Genomic DNA, 16,652 nt, shown 5'->3' with positions numbered 1-16,652 from the left:
TATTCCCCCTCTTTTGAGGGGGGAATATGCCAAGATATTATTTTGAATGTTTAGTACGTTTTTGGCGAATAACCCCTTCTTGAACAGAAGACGCCACTAGTTGACCATTTGTATTAAAGAATTTACCTCTCACAAATCCTCTACCGCCTGATGCTGAAGGGCTTTCGATCACATAAAGCAACCAATCATCCACTCGGAATGGACGATGAAACCACATAGAATGGTCAATCGTAGCAACTTGCAGACTTGTATCCATAAAGCCTAAACCATAAGGTTGGAGAGCGGTTGGTAAAAAGTCAAAATCAGAAACATAGCCAAGCAAGTATTGATGCAAGAAAGGATCAGATGGCATTTCACCACGGCTACGATACCAAACATAGCGTTCAGCAGGCGCTTTAGAGTAGCCGAAAGGGCTAAAATATTGTACTGGACGCGCCTCAAAAGGCGTTTCTCGTAGCGCTAAAGATTTAATCGGTTCAGGTAATTTAGGCGCTAATTTCTTTAAAATCTCATGTTGTGAGATAAGTTCATTTGGAAAAGGAACATCAGGCATTGCATCTTGATGTTCAAAACCTTCTTCAAATTCTTGAAAAGAAACCGTCATATAAAAAATAGGTTTACCATGCTGAATAGCACTGACTCTACGAGTGCTAAATGAGCCACCATCACGAATAAACTCCACGTCATAAACGATAGGCTTATGACTATCACCAGGACGTAAAAAGTAGCTATGAAATGAGTTGATATAACGGTTATCAGCAATTGTCTGTTTTGCAGCGTATAGTGCTTGTCCTACAACTTGCCCACCAAAAACTTGAGGTAATCCTAAATCTTCGCTTTGACCTCTAAATAGACCTTCTTCTATTTTTTCAAGCGCCATCAAATTGATGAGATCTTTCAATGCCTGACTCATAGTGTACCTGTATCATTAGATCTGGTTATTTTTTATAAAGTTGATTATATACAATCCTAAGAAGATAAAAAATAATCTCCTTTTTCCTCTTAGATCGCAATCTAGTGATAAACGCACAGAGTTGCTGGAGATTATTATTTATCAGCTTATTGAATACTTTTTGATGAATTTATGAGAGGCAAAAAGGGCGTTAAAGGCAATTGAATAATCAGCGAGTGCAGATTTGGGTAATTAATCATCACTTAGGCTTGCTTTCCTTGCTATTTAAGTCAGTTTAAAACATAATGCGTGACGTCTTAGCAATAAGACAATCTATGGGGTCTTGTTGGTTCTCCCGCAACGCTAACTTGTTAACTCGGTCAGGTCCGGAAGGAAGCAGCCATGGCAGGTGTCGCGTGTGCCGGGATGTCGCTGGCAAGGCCCCACCCAATTTCTAGCCCTTCATAAATGTTATCCTCTAAGAATTTTATCCCTCTTTCTAATATTTTTACTCTTTATAAGTGTTTTTTTAGCACCTTTTTCTTTGAGCTTGAGAGTCATATTATTAAATAGAAAATAGTGAGCTTAATGTATCAATTATTATTGGGAAATTTGCGACAGTGTTTATAAATGGAAGGAATATTTAGGTAAAGCAGTGCAGTCATGCCGTAATAAATCAACGGCATGATGGTGTGTAATCATTCTACTGATAAGAAAACGTGAATAAAACGATATCTAAATTAAGAACTAATAACCCTACTACTATAAAAAATAAAAATAGCAAAAATAAAACTAAGGCAATTAAATAGAACTAGATTATCTTACAAATTTCCAAACAGACGCTGGAATTTTATCATATAGCTTATTCATTGTGAGTTCTGCTAAACGGTGGTCTGCGGCTGAATAAAACAGCTCCAGCTCATCATCAGAGAGTTCATATTTGTTTTTTTCAATCACACGTTCTAATGTCTCGATTGAAGTACATTTTCTTAAACGCATTAGATAGTCTGTCTTAGTCATGTTGTCTTTTCTCTATTATTAAAATAAAACTAAAGATAATTAAAATTACTTAATATAACTTTTCGGGTTTTTGGCAATGAGAGTTAAAAGTGATTGGTTTAACTCTTTCCAATTATTGATATCTGAGTAAGAAATTGATGTATTACCAAATAAACGATAAGTCTCTTCAAGGTACTCTTCTATAAGCGTGTTAATTACATGTTTATCTGGGTGTTTAATCTTAAATTTCCAACTGAAGTCCATAATGTGTTCAATTAAGACATTAAGGTCAACGCTTTTTGTGCTACTCAGATCATTGTGCCAAACTGTGCTACCTTTATCTAATGAGCCTAAAGCTTGCTGTAATAGCTCTTCGCATAGAAACGACAATTCGGCTAAATCTACTTTTTCTGGTGAATATTCGTCCATAACATATCGTAATTGAATTAATAGAAAATATTCATTAATAATGATAAATACTTAAAGATGAGCTTATTAATAGGATACATCACATAATTCATTAATGGATTAATAAAAAACATAAATTTGAAAATGGGTGTTTATATTTACTCGTATGCTAAAAGAGTTTAATAATTATATTTATTATTTCTAACAAAGTAATAGCATATCGAAAGACAATACTAAACACTCAATTACACACAAATGAGTTTAAAATTTATACAATAAGTATTTCTTTGCTTAATATAGCACTATTATTGCATAAGTCACTATCTGAACAACAGAATTTTGTCTATTTTCGTAAAAATCAAGAAACCCCAATTAAAGACCATTCTTCTTAACGTGATGATTATACTTGTTTTTATTGTGATTTGAATGTTTAAGCGTGTAAATGAGGCATAATTATCGCTGTTATTTATAAATAACAGAACTGTTTAATTTTGACAAAAAGTCGCATATAAGAAAAAAAATAAAATGAATTTATTGATTAAAGAGATATTTCCTAAAAATAATATAATGAGATAAGTTTTCATTTTAAACAATACATCAACAGATAAAGAAAAAGGTCGCTTTCGCGACCTTTTTGGCATTTTTACTCAAATTCATTCAAATTAGTGTGAATGATTTGGATGCTCTAAATCTTCATTTTTCTTCGCGAATCGTCTACGGATCACGACGAAGAAAATAGGAACGAAGTAGATAGCAAGGGAAGTTGCGGCAATCATACCACCGAATACACCTGTACCTACTGAGTTCTGAGCACCAGAACCTGCACCGTTACTTAATACTAGAGGAATAACCCCTAACATAAAGGCCAGTGAAGTCATTAGAATTGGACGTAGACGCATTCTAACAGAGTCTAACGTTGCTTCTATAAGTCCTTTACCTTCTTTCTCCATCAAGTCTTTGGCGAATTCAACAATCAAGATTGCGTTTTTCGCCGATAACCCAATGGTTGTTAAGAGCCCAACCTTAAAGTAAACGTCGTTCTCGAGGCCTCTTATTGATGTTAATGCAAGCGCACCAATAACACCGAGTGGAACGACTAACATAACGGAGAATGGTACTGACCAGCTTTCATAAAGAGCAGCAAGACAGAGGAATACAACTATCAAGGAAATGGTATACAGCGCAGGCGCTTGGTTACCCGATAAACGTTCTTGATATGACATTCCTGTCCATTCATAACCGATACCGCTTGGTAATTTACTTGCGAGATCTTCCATCATCAGCATTGCGTCACCACTACTTTGACCTGGTGTTGCACTACCTTGAATTTGAACTGCTGGTAAACCGTTATAACGCTCTAAACGAGGTGAGCCGTATAACCAAGGATCTTTACTTGTATCAATGAACGATGAGAATGGAACCATCTGACCGACATTGTTACGAACATAAAGATTACCGATATCTTGTGGCAACATACGGAATTCAGATCCCGCTTGAACGTAAACTTTCTTAACACGACCGCGGTCGATAAAGTCGTTTACATAGCTACCACCAAACATTGTACCTAATGTTGAATAGATATCGCTCACTGCAACGCCTTGAGCTTGTGCTTTTTCTAGGTCGATATACAGACGATACTGTGAAGTATCTTCCTGACCATTAGGACGCACACCCATTAACATTTGAGGCTGTTGTGCTGCCATTCCAAGTAGTTGATTTCGAGCTTCCATGAGTTTTTCGTGACCGAGGTTAGCTTTATCCACTAATTCGAATTCGAAACCACCCGCAGAGCCTAACTCAACAATCGCTGGAATATTAAATGAGTAAACAAAGGCTTCCTTAATTTGGGATAATGCCATATTGGCACGACCTACAATTGCGGGAACTTTGTCTTCATCTGCTTTACGTTCATCCCAATCGTTCAATACAACGAAAACCAGACCCATATTTTGACCTTGACCGCCGAAGCCGAAGCCACTAACGGTAAAGACAGATTTAACGAGTTCTTTTTCATCGGTATTGAAGTAGTCGTTTACTCTTTCTAATACGTCTTGCGTTTGTTCTTGCGTTGAACCAGCTGGCAACTGAACCATTGTCAGTAATACACCTTGGTCTTCTTCAGGTAAGAACGATGCAGGTAAGCGAATAAACATTAACGCCATACCCGCTACTAATAAAACGTAAATCAATAAGTAACGACCAGTACCACGAAGTGTACGGGATACGCTGTCAGTATAGTGATGGCTACTCTTTTCAAAGGTACGGTTAAACCAACCAAAGAAACCAGTTTGCACACCATGACTGCCTTTCGGTACAGGTTTTAACATGGTCGCACAAAGTGCAGGTGTTAAAATCAAGGCAACGAAAACAGACAGAACCATTGCTGATACGATGGTGATAGAGAACTGGCGATAAATCGCACCTGTTGAACCACCAAAGAATGCCATTGGAATAAATACCGCAGAAAGTACAAGGGCGATACCGACCAATGCACTTTGGATTTGTCCCATGGATTTACGTGTTGCTTCTTTAGGTGATAAACCTTCTTCTTGCATAACACGTTCGACGTTTTCTACCACAACGATGGCGTCATCCACCAGAAGCCCGATGGCAAGTACCATCGCGAACATCGTCAAGGTATTTATCGAATAACCGAACGCTGAGAGTATGGCGAAGGTACCTAATAATACAACAGGTACTGCAATTGTTGGGATTAACGTAGCACGGAAGTTCTGTAAGAACAGATACATAACTACGAATACCAGCATGATAGCTTCAACAAGCGTTTTTACCACTTCAAAAATAGAGATCTTAACGAATGGCGTTGTATCATAAGGATAAACGACCTCTAATCCTGCAGGGAAGAACGGCTCCATTTCAGCTAATGCAGCACGCACAGCGGTGGCTGTATCTAATGCGTTAGCACCCGTTGCTAATTTAATACCGATACCAGAAGCAGGTAAGCCATTAAAGCGAGCAATGGTACTATAGCTTTCAGCACCCATTTCAACTACACCGAGATCTTTTAGCTTAACCTGTGAACCGTCTGTGTTGACCTTCATCAGGATATCGCTAAATTGCTCTGCGTTATTGAGTCGAGTTTGAGCAATGATTGATACGTTTAAACGCTGACCAGGAACAGGAGGTGTACCCCCTAATTGACCTGCTGCCACTTGGTTATTTTGCGCTTTAATTGCACCAATAACGTCAAGTGTTGTCATGTTATATTTCACCAATTTATCTGGATCTAACCAAATACGCATTGCGTATTGGGTACCAAATAATTGGGTTTCACCCACGCCAGTTACACGGCTTAACGGGTCTTTAATCGTTGCACCCACATAGTCTGCAATATCATCTTGTGACATTGAGCCGTCACTTGAGATGAACCCTGCAACCATCAAGAATGAACTTGAGGATTTATCAACACTAATCCCTTGTTGTTGCACTTCCTGAGGTAATAACGGCATGGCAAGTTGCAGTTTATTCTGCACCTGTACTTGCGCGATATCAGGGTCAGTACCTGCTTCAAAGGTCAGAGTGATATTCATCATACCTGCTGAGTCACTGGTCGCAGACATATACACCATGTTATCGATACCATTCATATTCTGTTCGATAACTTGGGTAACGGTGTTCTGCACAGTGGTGGCGTCAGCACCAGGATAAACCGCAGAGATAGAAATCGCTGGCGGCGCAATCGTTGGATACTGGGCAACAGGCAGTTTGATGAGTGCCAGAAGACCTGCGAGCATGGTAATTATCGCAATTACCCACGCAAATATCGGTCTATCTATAAAAAACTTAGGCATGGATCACCGACTCCTTATTGAGGATTCTTAGCTGGCTCAGTTTGTTCAGGTGATGGCTTCGCATCTAAATTCTCTTCTTGAGGCGTTACTGTCATTTTTGGTTTTGCTTTTTGCAATCCAGAAACGATAACGCGCTCACCAGCCTGAACACCACTATTAACGAGCCATTTATTACCAACAGCTTGTGACACTTCGATGGTACGAACTTCAACAACGTTGTCTTTATTAACAACCATTGCTGTTGCATCACCACGAGCAGTACGAACAACAGCTTGTTGTGGGATCAAAACTGCATTTTGGCGAATACCATTTTCTAATTTAGTGCGAACAAACATACCTGGTAATAATTCCCCATTTGGGTTAGGTACGATAGCACGCATAGTAATTGAGCCTGTTGTCTCATCAACAGTTACATCAGAAAATTCTAAATGACCTTTCTCTGCGTAAGCTTGCCCATTAGTCAGAGTTAAATGAACAACAGGTTTGCCTTGCTCTTGACGAATAACACCACTTTCAATTTCATTTTTGAGCTTCAGGTAATCTTCACTCGACTGAGTCACATTGACGTAGATCGGATCAATTTGCTGAACAGTCGTCAGTGCAACTTGTTGACCCGGAGCGACAAGCGCACCTTCGGTGACACTGGACTTACCTGAACGACCTGAAATTGGTGCCGTTACTTTGGTATATCCAAGATTAATTTTTGCTGTTGTTACAGCAGCTTCGCCTGCTCTAACAGCGGCAACAGCCTGTGCATACTGAGAAGTTGCAGAGTCAAAATCTTGTTTACTGACATAGTTTGTACCCAGCAGAGGCTTATAACGCTCCACAGTGAGACGAGCTATTTCAGCATTAGCTTTAGCTTTAGCCAGTTCAGCTTGTGCACTATTTAAAGTTGCTTCAAACATAGCTGGGTCGATTTGGTACAAAGATGTACCTGCTTCTACATAGCTACCTTCGGTATAATTGCGTTTTAAAATAATGCCGCCAACTTGAGGACGAACTTCAGCAATACGGAAGGCTGATGTACGACCAGGTAAATCAGTGGTGATTGTCAGAGCTTGCGCCCCTAAAGTCACAACACCGACAGCCGGTGCAGGAGGTGGACCCCCAGCAGACTGTTTAGCTTTGTCGTCACATCCAGCAAGAACCAAGCTGCCTGATAGCACTAACAGAGCCAGAGGCAAAACCCCTCTGTTTTTTCGCATAAGAAAACCTCTATTCAAACGTTGTTTCCCGGGATAAAAATAATTAAGTTGATGATTGGTTGCGATGTATAGTACAAACATACATGAATGTATGTAAATTAACTTCAGTCAAAATCGAGGATTAATGGCACGAAAAACTAAACGGCAGGCACAAGAAACAAAACAGCAGATTATTGATGCTGCACTTAGGCTGTTTACTGTGCAAGGCGTTTCTGCCACATCACTTTCAGATATTGCATCCGCGGCAGGTGTTACCCGTGGCGCAATATATTGGCACTTTAAAAATAAAGTGGATTTATTTACTGAAGCGTGCGAACTCACCGACTTAAAAATAGAATCTTTAGAAATAGAGTATCAAACAAAATATCCAGATGATCCACTATTTGTATTAAGAGAATTGCTTATTTACATATTGACATCGATTGTCGAAGATCCCAAACATAATGCACTTTTAGAAATATATTTCCATAAATGCGAATTTGTCGGTGAAATGACACCAATTGTTGAAATTCGCAGAGAATTGTGTGCAGCCGATCACTCCAGAATAGAACAGTCTTTATCTCGTTGTATTGAAAAAAAACAACTTCCTGCCGACCTTAATTTAAGAAGATCTGCCATCATGTTAAGAGCAATGATGACAGGCCTTGCCGAAAACTGGTTATTTTCACCAGAAAGTTTTTCTATCAAAGATGAATGTCAATATTTGGTTGATAGCTTTATTGATATGATAAAGCACAGCGCAAATATGAGAATATCAACGCCATCTTAATTTATTATTAAACTTGAGGAAGATGTTTATGAGTAAGGTATTAGTTATTGCTAATGGTGCAGCTTATGGTAATGAATCATTATTTAACGCCCTGCGTTTATCAATAACATTAAAAGAGCAGCATCCAGAAACTGAATTAAATATTTTTTTAATGTCAGATGCCGTAACAGGGGCTTTAGCTCGTCAACAACCTAAAGAAGGTTATAACTTACAGCAAATGTTGGAAATTTTAACAGCACAGAATGTTCCAGTTAAACTCTGTAAAACATGCACAGATACCCGTGGTATCAGTGAGTTACCACTTGTTGATGGCGCAGAGTTAGGCACATTAGTAGATTTAGCTCAGTGGACATTAGACGCTGATAAAATACTGACTTTCTGATCGCCATTTCGTTTTCTCAGGCGAGAAACAAATCAAGCAACTTGTGCTGTTTACACTGCCAATTTAAAGCAATTGGATTATAATAATGAACAGTTTTTCAATATTAATTGAACAAGTTGCTTAACGATGCGTACTCAAACTTTTTTCTCTCAGTTTAATAATCGAATAATGACGGTTGTTTCTGTCTCGATTATTATTTTTATTATTTGGAGTTTCTCCATCACCTCTGTTTTAGCTGCGGTCCCCAGTAATTTACCTACTCAAGAAAGCATCCAAAACCAGCTTAATTTATTAAACAAACGTAGTGAGTTAAGTGCAGAAGATAAATTAACGATTGCTGACTTTGAACAATCGCTCTTATTACTTGATAACATTCAACAGTTAGAAAAAAAATTAGCGAGTTATGATAAAACCGTAGAGCAATTACCTGAAAAACTGCGTAATGCACAATATCAACTTAATCAATTAAAACAGAAAGTCGCTAATAAAGAAGCGGAAGACTATCAAAAGTCACTGGAAGCATTACCGTTAGCAACGTTAGAGTCACAATTAGAGAGCGTTTTACAATCATTACAAAAAGCTCAAGATGATTTAGCAAATTACAGCAATGAACTTATTGTGTTACAAACACAACCAGAAAGGGCGCAATCTGTGTTATTTAATAACTCAGAAAGACTGCAACAAATAAGAACATTATTGAATAAAAGCAGTGCAGATAAAGCGCAAATGCGACCTTCAGCAGTACAGTTATTGCAATTGGAGCAATACTATCTTCAACAACAGAATAATTATCAAAAGCGCACCTTACAATCTAATGTGCAGTTGCAAAGCCTATTACAACTTCAACGTGATTATAGTTCTGCTTACATCGATCTTTCCCAAGAACATGCTCAACTAATTCAAGACGCGATTAGTGATAAGCGTTTAGACAGTTCAGAAGAAACAGCGAAAGAAGCGCAAAGCGCAGGGCTTGAAAATCAGGTCATTAATAGTAATCCTTTTTATTTAGCGCAAACAGAAATCAATAAGCAGCTTAGTGATAAGCTGATTGTTACAACGCAAAATAATAATGAGTTAAATCGCCATAGCTTAATGGTAAAAAATCGTTTAGACAGAGCCATTCAATCTGAGCGGAATTTAAAAGAGCAAATTGATGTGCTCAAAGGAAGCTTATTGCTTTCCCGTATCTTATTTGAAGAGCAGGTCGATTTACCTGATGGCATTTTCATTAATAATCTACCGGATAAAATTGCAGACTTACGTTTAGAACAATTTGAAATAAACAAACAACGCGATCAGATAATACAGCCCAGTATTTATATTGATCAGTTGATGCATGAATACCAAGTCGCTCATCCTGAAGTGACAGATCCTAATGCACAAAAAGAGCTACGTAGTGCATTAGAATTGCTTGTTGACGCTCGACGTGAATTACTTGATAAGCTCAATAATCAATTGGGTAATCAAATCTCAGGTTCGATTAACCTGCAAATGGATCAACAGCAATTACGCAGTGTAGTGAGCTCACTCGAAAATACATTGGCTCAGCAAATTTTCTGGGTAAGCAGTAATAAGCCGATTAATCTCAATTGGTTCTCAACATTTCCTGCTCAGGCTGTTGCTGAATTTCAAGGTTTTAAACTTAATTGGTCAAATGAAAATCTGCTGATCGGGGCTAAGAAATCACTTCCTGTTCTTATTGCACTAATTTTGTTCGGTTCAATACTGATTTGGCAGCGTAAGAAACTTGATATCCAGTTTGAAAAACTCAATGGGGATATTAATAAACTCAATAAAGATTCACAGCTACATACACCACTCGCGCTGGGAATTGTCTTTCTAAAAACATTACCGCTCTCTTGTTTCGTCTTAGCGATAGGATATTGGCTAATCAATAGCTTTAATGTACAGCAAGAATTTATCTGGTCTTTCGCTTGGCAATTTGCGGTATTTTGGCTGATGTTTGAATGGTCTTATCGCTTAATGTCTGACAATGGTGTTGCAGTAAAACATTTCAAAATTCCAGTAGAACGGGTCCAGCAAAACCGTAAACGTTTATTGCGACTCTCTCTTCCTATGTTGCCTATTATTCTGCTTTCTGCTTATGGGATTAATAATCCATTATTACTGGTGGGCGATGTTATTGGGCAGTTGGTTGCGATTATTTCGTTATTTGGTATTAGTTTCTTCGCACTGCCATTTTGCCGTGAAATATGGCAAGAGAAAGGCAACCATGTTGTTAGAACCGTTGTGATTACCTTATTAACGTTTTCACCTTTAATTCTAATGGGTCTGGTTATTTTTGGTTATTACTATACGGCGTTACGTTTGGCAAATCGTTGGATCGACAGTTTATATCTGCTTATGTTGTGGTTTATTGCGTACCACGCCAGTTTACGCGGATTAACTGTTGCGGCTAGAAGGCTTGCTTATCGCCGAGCTCTTGAACGTAGACAAGCTATGTTAAAAGAGAAAAAAGAAGGTGAAGATAACAGCCTTGAACCAATTCAAGAGCCACCTATGGATATGGATCAAATCAATCAGCAATCATTAAGACTGACAACGATGATCTTATTTATCATCTTTGCTTCTAGTTTCTATGGAATCTGGTCTGATTTTATTACGGTCTTTACCTATTTAGATGGAATAACGCTCTGGAGTTACAATTTACCAACAGAACTCGGTAATGTTGTTAAGGCAGTTACTGTTGCTGATCTATTATTGTCTGTTTCTATTATGGCAATTTCTTGGTTTATGACGAGAAACTTACCGGGTTTATTAGAAGTATTAATTTTATCCCGTATAAAACTGCAACAAGGTGCTTCTTACGCGATCACAACCATTTTGACCTACATTATTATTGCTATCGGAACCATCGTATCACTGGGAATATTAGGTGTAGCATGGGAGAAATTGCAATGGTTAGCTGCGGCTTTAACGGTTGGTTTAGGGTTTGGTTTACAAGAAATATTTGCCAACTTTGTATCTGGCTTAATTATCTTGTTCGAAAGACCCGTCAGAATTGGTGATACGGTGACTATTGGTACTTATTCCGGCACAGTTAGCCGAATTCGTATTAGGGCAACCACAGTGACTGACTTCGATCGCAAAGAAGTGATTATTCCAAATAAAGCGTTTGTAACCGAACGGCTTATTAACTGGACATTATCTGATACGGTGACACGTATTATTATTCAAGTGGGTGTTGCTTATGGCTCTGATCTCGATAAGGTCAAAGAGATCTTAATGAAAGCGGCTAAAGATAATGTCAGGGTGATGACAGAGCCAGAACCTGTGGTGCTATTTACTGAATTTGGGGCAAGTACCCTGAATCATGATTTACGTTTTTATGTCAGAACATTAGGTGATAGAAGTATTGCAATAGATGAAGTTAACCGTGCTATTGATAAACTATGTAATGAAAATAATATCAATATCGCGTTTAACCAACTTGATGTCTATTTACATAATAAACAAGGTGATGAAGTACAAGAGATAAAACGTCCTCTTGATGGCTCAACACCTGAAGCCAATACGCCTTTTGCTTAATTAAAAAGATGAATGGGGAGATTGTGCCGCCAATTTTTTTTCATAATCTTGGCGCACAATCTCAAGGGCTTCTAGTGCTGTTTTAGGATCAATATGGTGGCTTTCAAGTAAATAGATAAGATCGACTGCCAATTGAACAGACTCAGGTGCTTCTTTTAAACTCATTGTCACTCCCTTTAAAATTTATCTTCTTGTTTCTCAATACTCTTTTCGATAGAAAACAGGGCGTTTTTGCAGCGTGCAAGGCGATTTTCAAGAGCAGCAATCTCTTTTTGTAACTCTTGTTGCTTCATAAAGCTTTGTGCTTGCGTTAATGAAAGCTCTCTATCTTGGATCATGGCTTGTAATCGACGCTCATAATCCTGATGTTGGGCAAGCTTTTGGTATAAATCGACACTTTTTTTTCGTTGAGTAAGCTGGTTCTCTTGCTTTCTTAGTGTTTGTGTCGATAATTCACGAGTTAATGCTTCAATTTGTTGTAGGATTTGTGTGGCCAGAAATTTAACCTGCTGGCTTCGTTGTGCCTCAACACAAGCGATTAACTGGGTAAAATTATCGCGGATCTGTTGCATATAGCCACCAAGGGAATCACTTCGGCGGTGGAACAGTGCTGTGTCGAAGCAAGGTGCTGCAATTTTTTTGTTTGCAATAGGCGCCACTGTTTCGGCAAGATTGTCTATCTGTTTTTTAAACAAGCTTAAAGGATCGGGTTTATTCATCTGGTTCTTGTCCCTGTTTTGATAAAAACATGAATTGACTTAAAGCAACAAAAAAGAGTTGTTAATTGGCTTTCTGTTGCATTTTAACGGCATATTGCATAGATTCTATCGTTTCGTTTTTTATTATGGCACTGATTATGACTGCTAACGCGCAACAACTGCAATTTATTAAAGACAGTATTGAAACCATTCCTGATTATCCAAAAGAAGGGATATTATTCCGTGATATCACTACGTTATTGGATAATCCTGCTGCATATCAGGCAACCATTGATTTATTGGTAGAACACTATCAAGGTCAGGGTATCACTAAAGTTGTGGGTACCGAAGCGCGTGGCTTCTTATTTGGTGCTCCGGTTGCTTTACGCCTAGGTGTTGGTTTTGTTCCTGTTCGTAAAAAAGGTAAATTGCCTCGCGAAACGCTCAGTGAAACTTATGATCTGGAATACGGCACAGATACTTTAGAGATCCACAAAGATAGCATTACGGATCAAGACAAAGTATTAATGGTTGATGATTTACTGGCAACGGGTGGCACTATTGAAGCAACTGCTCGTCTTATCCGCCGTTTAGGTGGTACTGTGACAGAAGCTGCTTTCATTATCTGCTTACCTGATTTAGGCGGTATCGAACGCTTAGAAAAACAAGGTGTTCACAGCTTTACACTGGTTGATTTTCCAGGACATTAATATCTTCACTGTTTAGAGAAGGGCGAATGAGCTCTTATCGTAAACACAAGTAAGAGTGCGGGTGTTTATATATCATTTATAAGTTTTTCTATTTTATAAATGTATATTGCCCGCACAATTGTTACTTTTTACTTTATCTTAAATTTCTGCTGGTTCTTTCATCAATATCTCATTTGTTTCTTACAAATCTCGCTCAATAGGTCGTCCCTGTGTTAGCATAGAGATAAATCTTGTTCAAATTTAGCGGAATCAATGAGCTATCAGGTACTTGCCCGTAAGTGGCGCCCACAAACTTTTAACGATGTTGTTGGTCAACGTCATGTGTTGACGGCTTTAGCTAATGGTCTTGATCATCAGCGACTTCATCACGCCTATCTTTTTTCTGGCACAAGAGGTGTCGGAAAAACCACTATTGCCCGATTATTTGCCAAAGGGCTTAATTGTGAAACTGGCATTACGAGTAAACCTTGTGGTCAATGTGCAAATTGTCTTGAAATAGAACAAGGGCGTTTTGTCGATTTAATTGAAATCGATGCCGCATCTCGTACTAAGGTAGAAGATACCCGAGAACTGCTTGATAATGTGCAATATGCGCCAGCTCGTGGACGTTTTAAGGTCTATCTAATAGACGAAGTTCACATGCTTTCTCGCCACAGTTTTAATGCGCTATTAAAAACATTAGAAGAGCCGCCAGAACACGTTAAATTCTTATTAGCGACGACTGATCCACAAAAATTACCTGTCACGATTTTATCGCGTTGCTTGCAATTTCATCTGCGTGCATTAGATATCGACCAGATTGCGACACAACTCGAAAAAGTACTTTCAGCCGAGCATATTGAAAATGATGTAAGAGCACGTCAACTTATTGCGCGTGCTGCTGATGGCAGTATGCGAGATGCGTTAAGCTTAACAGACCAAGCTATTGCAAGCGGCGAAGGTGTTGTCAGTGCGGAAGTGGTTAGCCAAATGCTTGGCACTATTGATGATGCTCAGCCTTTAGCATTGATTGAAGCACTGGTAAAAGCCGATGGCCAACAGGTCATGTCGCTGGTTAATGAAGTGGCTTCAAGAGGTACTGACTGGGAAAACTTCTTGGTTGAAACACTCTCATTACTGCATCAAATTGCAATGTTGCAATTATTGCCTAGTGAAGAAAATCCTCAAGAGCAATTTACTCAAGAACGTTTACGTTTATTGGCTAAATCTGTTTCTCCACAAGATTTACAACTCTATTATCAAACCTTATTAGTAGGGCGAAAAGAGCTGGCTTATGCGCCAGATAGACGTATGGGCGTTGAAATGACGCTGCTACGTGCGCTTGCTTTTCATCCTAAAACAGTGATTGATGAAATACCTTCCGCGCCATTAGCACAAACTTTACCGTCAGCATCATTACCAGCAAATAGGATGTCTGAGCATAATGCACCGCAAATGGCGCAAACGCATTCGTCTCAAAAGGCTCATCAACCATCTTCACAAATAGAAAATAGTGCTTCATTAGGCAATAGCCCCGCAGCACAACTTTTAAGAGCAAGGCAGGCAATAAAGGGGACGGAACAACAAACCCCGCCAAAAAAGTCTGAACCGGCGACGCCTAATCGGGCTAAGCCGGCTGCTAGTGCATTAGAGCGGCTAGCAGCCGTCAGTGAAAAACGCCAGCAAGTTGCTAAGCGTCAGACTAATGCGCCTGAAAAGAAGAAAAAAGAAGAGTATCAGTGGCGTCCACAAAATCCTGAATTAATGTCAACGCAAGAGGTTGTTTCTTCACCAAAAGAGATCAAAGAAGTTCTCGAGTATGAAAAAACACCTGAATTAGCGGCAAAAATTGCCAAAGAGTCGCAAGAAAGAGATGCTTGGGCAGCCGAAATTGACAAAATGCCACTACCTAAATTAGTACAACAACTGGCATTAAATGCGTATAAAGAGACAGTAAGCGAAGAAAACGTTATTTTGCATTTACGAACTAAACAGAAACATTTAAATTCAGCAAATGCGTTACGCACGCTCACTAATGCGTTAAGTGAATTGCATGGAAAAGCAATTTCACTCACAATTATAGAAGATGATGATCCAGCGGTAAAAACGCCGTTGGAGTGGCGACAAGCCATTTATGATGAAAAATTGGCGTTATCGCGTCAATCGATTATTACGGATAAAACGATTCAAACATTACAGCAATATTTTGATGCTGAACTGGATGAAGAGAGTATCCGACCTGTTTAATCGCAACATATTGTATGACTTCATACTGTGTGGCTTTTACAAAGAGAGACAATTATGTTCGGAAAAGGTGGTTTGGGTAATCTGATGAAGCAAGCCCAACAAATGCAAGAAAAAATGCAACAAATGCAAGAAGAGATCGCAAACTTAGAAGTGACAGGTGAATCTGGCGCTGGCTTAGTTAAGATCACTATCAATGGTGCTCATAATTGCCGTCGTGTTGAAATCGATCCTAGTCTGCTAGAAGATGACAAAGAGATGCTGGAAGATCTGATTGCTGCTGCCTTTAATGATGCTGCGCGTCGTATTGATGAAACGCAAAAAGAGAGAATGGCCTCTGTTTCTAACGGTATGCAATTGCCACCAGGCTTTAAGATGCCATTCTAATGCAAACCAGCCCACTTCTTGAATCATTAATGGAAGCGTTGCGTTGTTTACCCGGTGTCGGGCCTAAATCAGCGCAACGAATGGCTTTCCAACTGCTTCAACGTGATAGAAGCGGTGGTATGCGACTTGCACAAGCACTCACGCGTGCAATGTCTGAAATTGGTCATTGTTGTGATTGCCGAACCTTTACTGAAGAAGAGCGTTGCACCATCTGTGCCAATGTTCGCCGTCAGCAAAATGGGCAAATTTGTGTTGTCGAAAGTCCTGCGGATATTCATGCTATCGAGCAGACAGGGCAGTTTGCGGGTCGATACTTTGTTTTAATGGGGCATTTATCCCCTTTAGATGGTATTGGGCCTATGGATATTGGTTTAGATAGACTCGAAGAGCGCTTAAGCCAAGAGACTATTTCAGAAGTGATCTTGGCTACAAACCCGACCGTTGAGGGTGAAGCAACAGCTAATTACATTGCTGAAATTTGTGCTCAGTATGATATTGCTGCTAGCCGAATTGCCCATGGAGTTCCTGTGGGCGGTGAGCTTGAAATGGTCGATGGTACAACGCTTTCGCACTCTATTGCTGGACGCCAAAAAATCCAGTATTAACATCATAAAT

At 39.2% G+C, this 16,652-nt stretch carries 14 protein-coding genes and 1 other RNA gene; 8 read left to right on the top strand and 7 right to left on the bottom strand.

What is annotated here, in order from left to right; translation table 11 throughout:
- Nucleotides 1-37 precede the first annotated feature (37 nt).
- Nucleotides 38-913 (bottom strand): acyl-CoA thioesterase II, encoded by an 876-nt coding sequence (tesB, locus tag ABN236_RS05130; RefSeq protein ID WP_088493671.1) that lies wholly within the window; start codon nucleotides 911-913, stop codon nucleotides 38-40.
- A 323-nt stretch (nucleotides 914-1,236) separates the two neighbouring features.
- Here tesB and ffs point away from each other — a divergent pair.
- An RNA gene (gene ffs / locus ABN236_RS05125) (signal recognition particle sRNA small type) lies at nucleotides 1,237-1,333 on the top strand.
- A 375-nt stretch (nucleotides 1,334-1,708) separates the two neighbouring features.
- Here the strand turns inward: ffs and hha are convergent.
- The 4 genes from hha to ABN236_RS05105 form a co-directional block, all read right to left on the bottom strand.
- Nucleotides 1,709-1,912, bottom strand: a complete 204-nt coding sequence (gene hha, locus ABN236_RS05120) for a hemolysin expression-modulating protein Hha (protein ID WP_006535062.1) — start codon at nucleotides 1,910-1,912, stop codon at nucleotides 1,709-1,711.
- A 45-nt stretch (nucleotides 1,913-1,957) separates the two neighbouring features.
- Nucleotides 1,958-2,320 carry an Hha toxicity modulator TomB gene (gene tomB / locus ABN236_RS05115; RefSeq protein ID WP_099074230.1) on the bottom strand — a complete coding sequence of 121 codons (363 nt, stop codon included), beginning with the start codon at nucleotides 2,318-2,320 and terminating at the stop codon, nucleotides 1,958-1,960.
- A gap of 641 nt (nucleotides 2,321-2,961) precedes the next feature.
- Nucleotides 2,962-6,111: an efflux RND transporter permease subunit gene (locus ABN236_RS05110; protein ID WP_088493669.1), complete on the bottom strand. Its 3,150-nt coding sequence runs from the start codon at nucleotides 6,109-6,111 to the stop codon at nucleotides 2,962-2,964.
- A gap of 14 nt (nucleotides 6,112-6,125) precedes the next feature.
- Nucleotides 6,126-7,319, bottom strand: a complete 1,194-nt coding sequence (locus ABN236_RS05105; protein ID WP_088493668.1) for an efflux RND transporter periplasmic adaptor subunit — start codon at nucleotides 7,317-7,319, stop codon at nucleotides 6,126-6,128.
- Nucleotides 7,320-7,443: 124 nt separating this feature from the next.
- Between ABN236_RS05105 and acrR the strand changes: the two genes are divergently transcribed.
- The 3 genes from acrR to mscK all read left to right on the top strand — a co-directional run bounded on the left by acrR (nucleotide 7,444) and on the right by mscK (nucleotide 12,019).
- Nucleotides 7,444-8,088 carry a multidrug efflux transporter transcriptional repressor AcrR gene (gene acrR / locus ABN236_RS05100; protein ID WP_088493667.1) on the top strand — a complete coding sequence of 215 codons (645 nt, stop codon included), beginning with the start codon at nucleotides 7,444-7,446 and terminating at the stop codon, nucleotides 8,086-8,088.
- Between the two features lie 28 nt (nucleotides 8,089-8,116).
- On the top strand, nucleotides 8,117-8,470 hold the full coding sequence (locus ABN236_RS05095; protein WP_088493666.1) for a DsrE/DsrF/TusD sulfur relay family protein: 354 nt from the start codon (nucleotides 8,117-8,119) through the stop codon (nucleotides 8,468-8,470).
- A gap of 126 nt (nucleotides 8,471-8,596) precedes the next feature.
- Nucleotides 8,597-12,019 carry a mechanosensitive channel MscK gene (gene mscK, locus ABN236_RS05090; protein WP_349473519.1) on the top strand — a complete coding sequence of 1,141 codons (3,423 nt, stop codon included), beginning with the start codon at nucleotides 8,597-8,599 and terminating at the stop codon, nucleotides 12,017-12,019.
- On the opposite strand, the gene rsmS is transcribed toward mscK, so the two are convergent.
- On the bottom strand, nucleotides 12,020-12,184 hold the full coding sequence (gene rsmS / locus ABN236_RS05085; protein WP_349473518.1) for a pleiotropic regulatory protein RsmS: 165 nt from the start codon (nucleotides 12,182-12,184) through the stop codon (nucleotides 12,020-12,022).
- A gap of 11 nt (nucleotides 12,185-12,195) precedes the next feature.
- Nucleotides 12,196-12,738 (bottom strand): primosomal replication protein PriC, encoded by a 543-nt coding sequence (gene priC / locus ABN236_RS05080; protein WP_088493663.1) that lies wholly within the window; start codon nucleotides 12,736-12,738, stop codon nucleotides 12,196-12,198.
- Between the two features lie 137 nt (nucleotides 12,739-12,875).
- Between priC and apt the strand changes: the two genes are divergently transcribed.
- From apt to recR, 4 genes are all read left to right on the top strand, one after another.
- On the top strand, nucleotides 12,876-13,427 hold the full coding sequence (gene apt, locus ABN236_RS05075; protein WP_036911661.1) for an adenine phosphoribosyltransferase: 552 nt from the start codon (nucleotides 12,876-12,878) through the stop codon (nucleotides 13,425-13,427).
- A 252-nt stretch (nucleotides 13,428-13,679) separates the two neighbouring features.
- Nucleotides 13,680-15,653 (top strand): DNA polymerase III subunit gamma/tau, encoded by a 1,974-nt coding sequence (gene dnaX, locus ABN236_RS05070; protein ID WP_088493662.1) that lies wholly within the window; start codon nucleotides 13,680-13,682, stop codon nucleotides 15,651-15,653.
- Nucleotides 15,654-15,707: 54 nt separating this feature from the next.
- A complete protein-coding gene (locus tag ABN236_RS05065) occupies nucleotides 15,708-16,037 on the top strand; it encodes a YbaB/EbfC family nucleoid-associated protein (protein ID WP_023580840.1) in 330 nt (109 codons plus the stop codon).
- Nucleotides 16,037-16,642 carry a recombination mediator RecR gene (recR, locus tag ABN236_RS05060; protein WP_270754244.1) on the top strand — a complete coding sequence of 202 codons (606 nt, stop codon included), beginning with the start codon at nucleotides 16,037-16,039 and terminating at the stop codon, nucleotides 16,640-16,642. The genes ABN236_RS05065 and recR overlap by 1 nt, the downstream gene beginning before the upstream one ends.
- Nucleotides 16,643-16,652 lie beyond the last annotated feature (10 nt).

Origin of the sequence: Proteus sp. fly-1013 (genome assembly GCF_040140245.1) — a bacterium.
In the GTDB taxonomy this organism is placed as follows: Bacteria; Pseudomonadota; Gammaproteobacteria; order Enterobacterales; family Enterobacteriaceae; genus Proteus; species Proteus mirabilis_B.
This window is presented reverse-complemented; position numbering and strand designations above follow the sequence as displayed.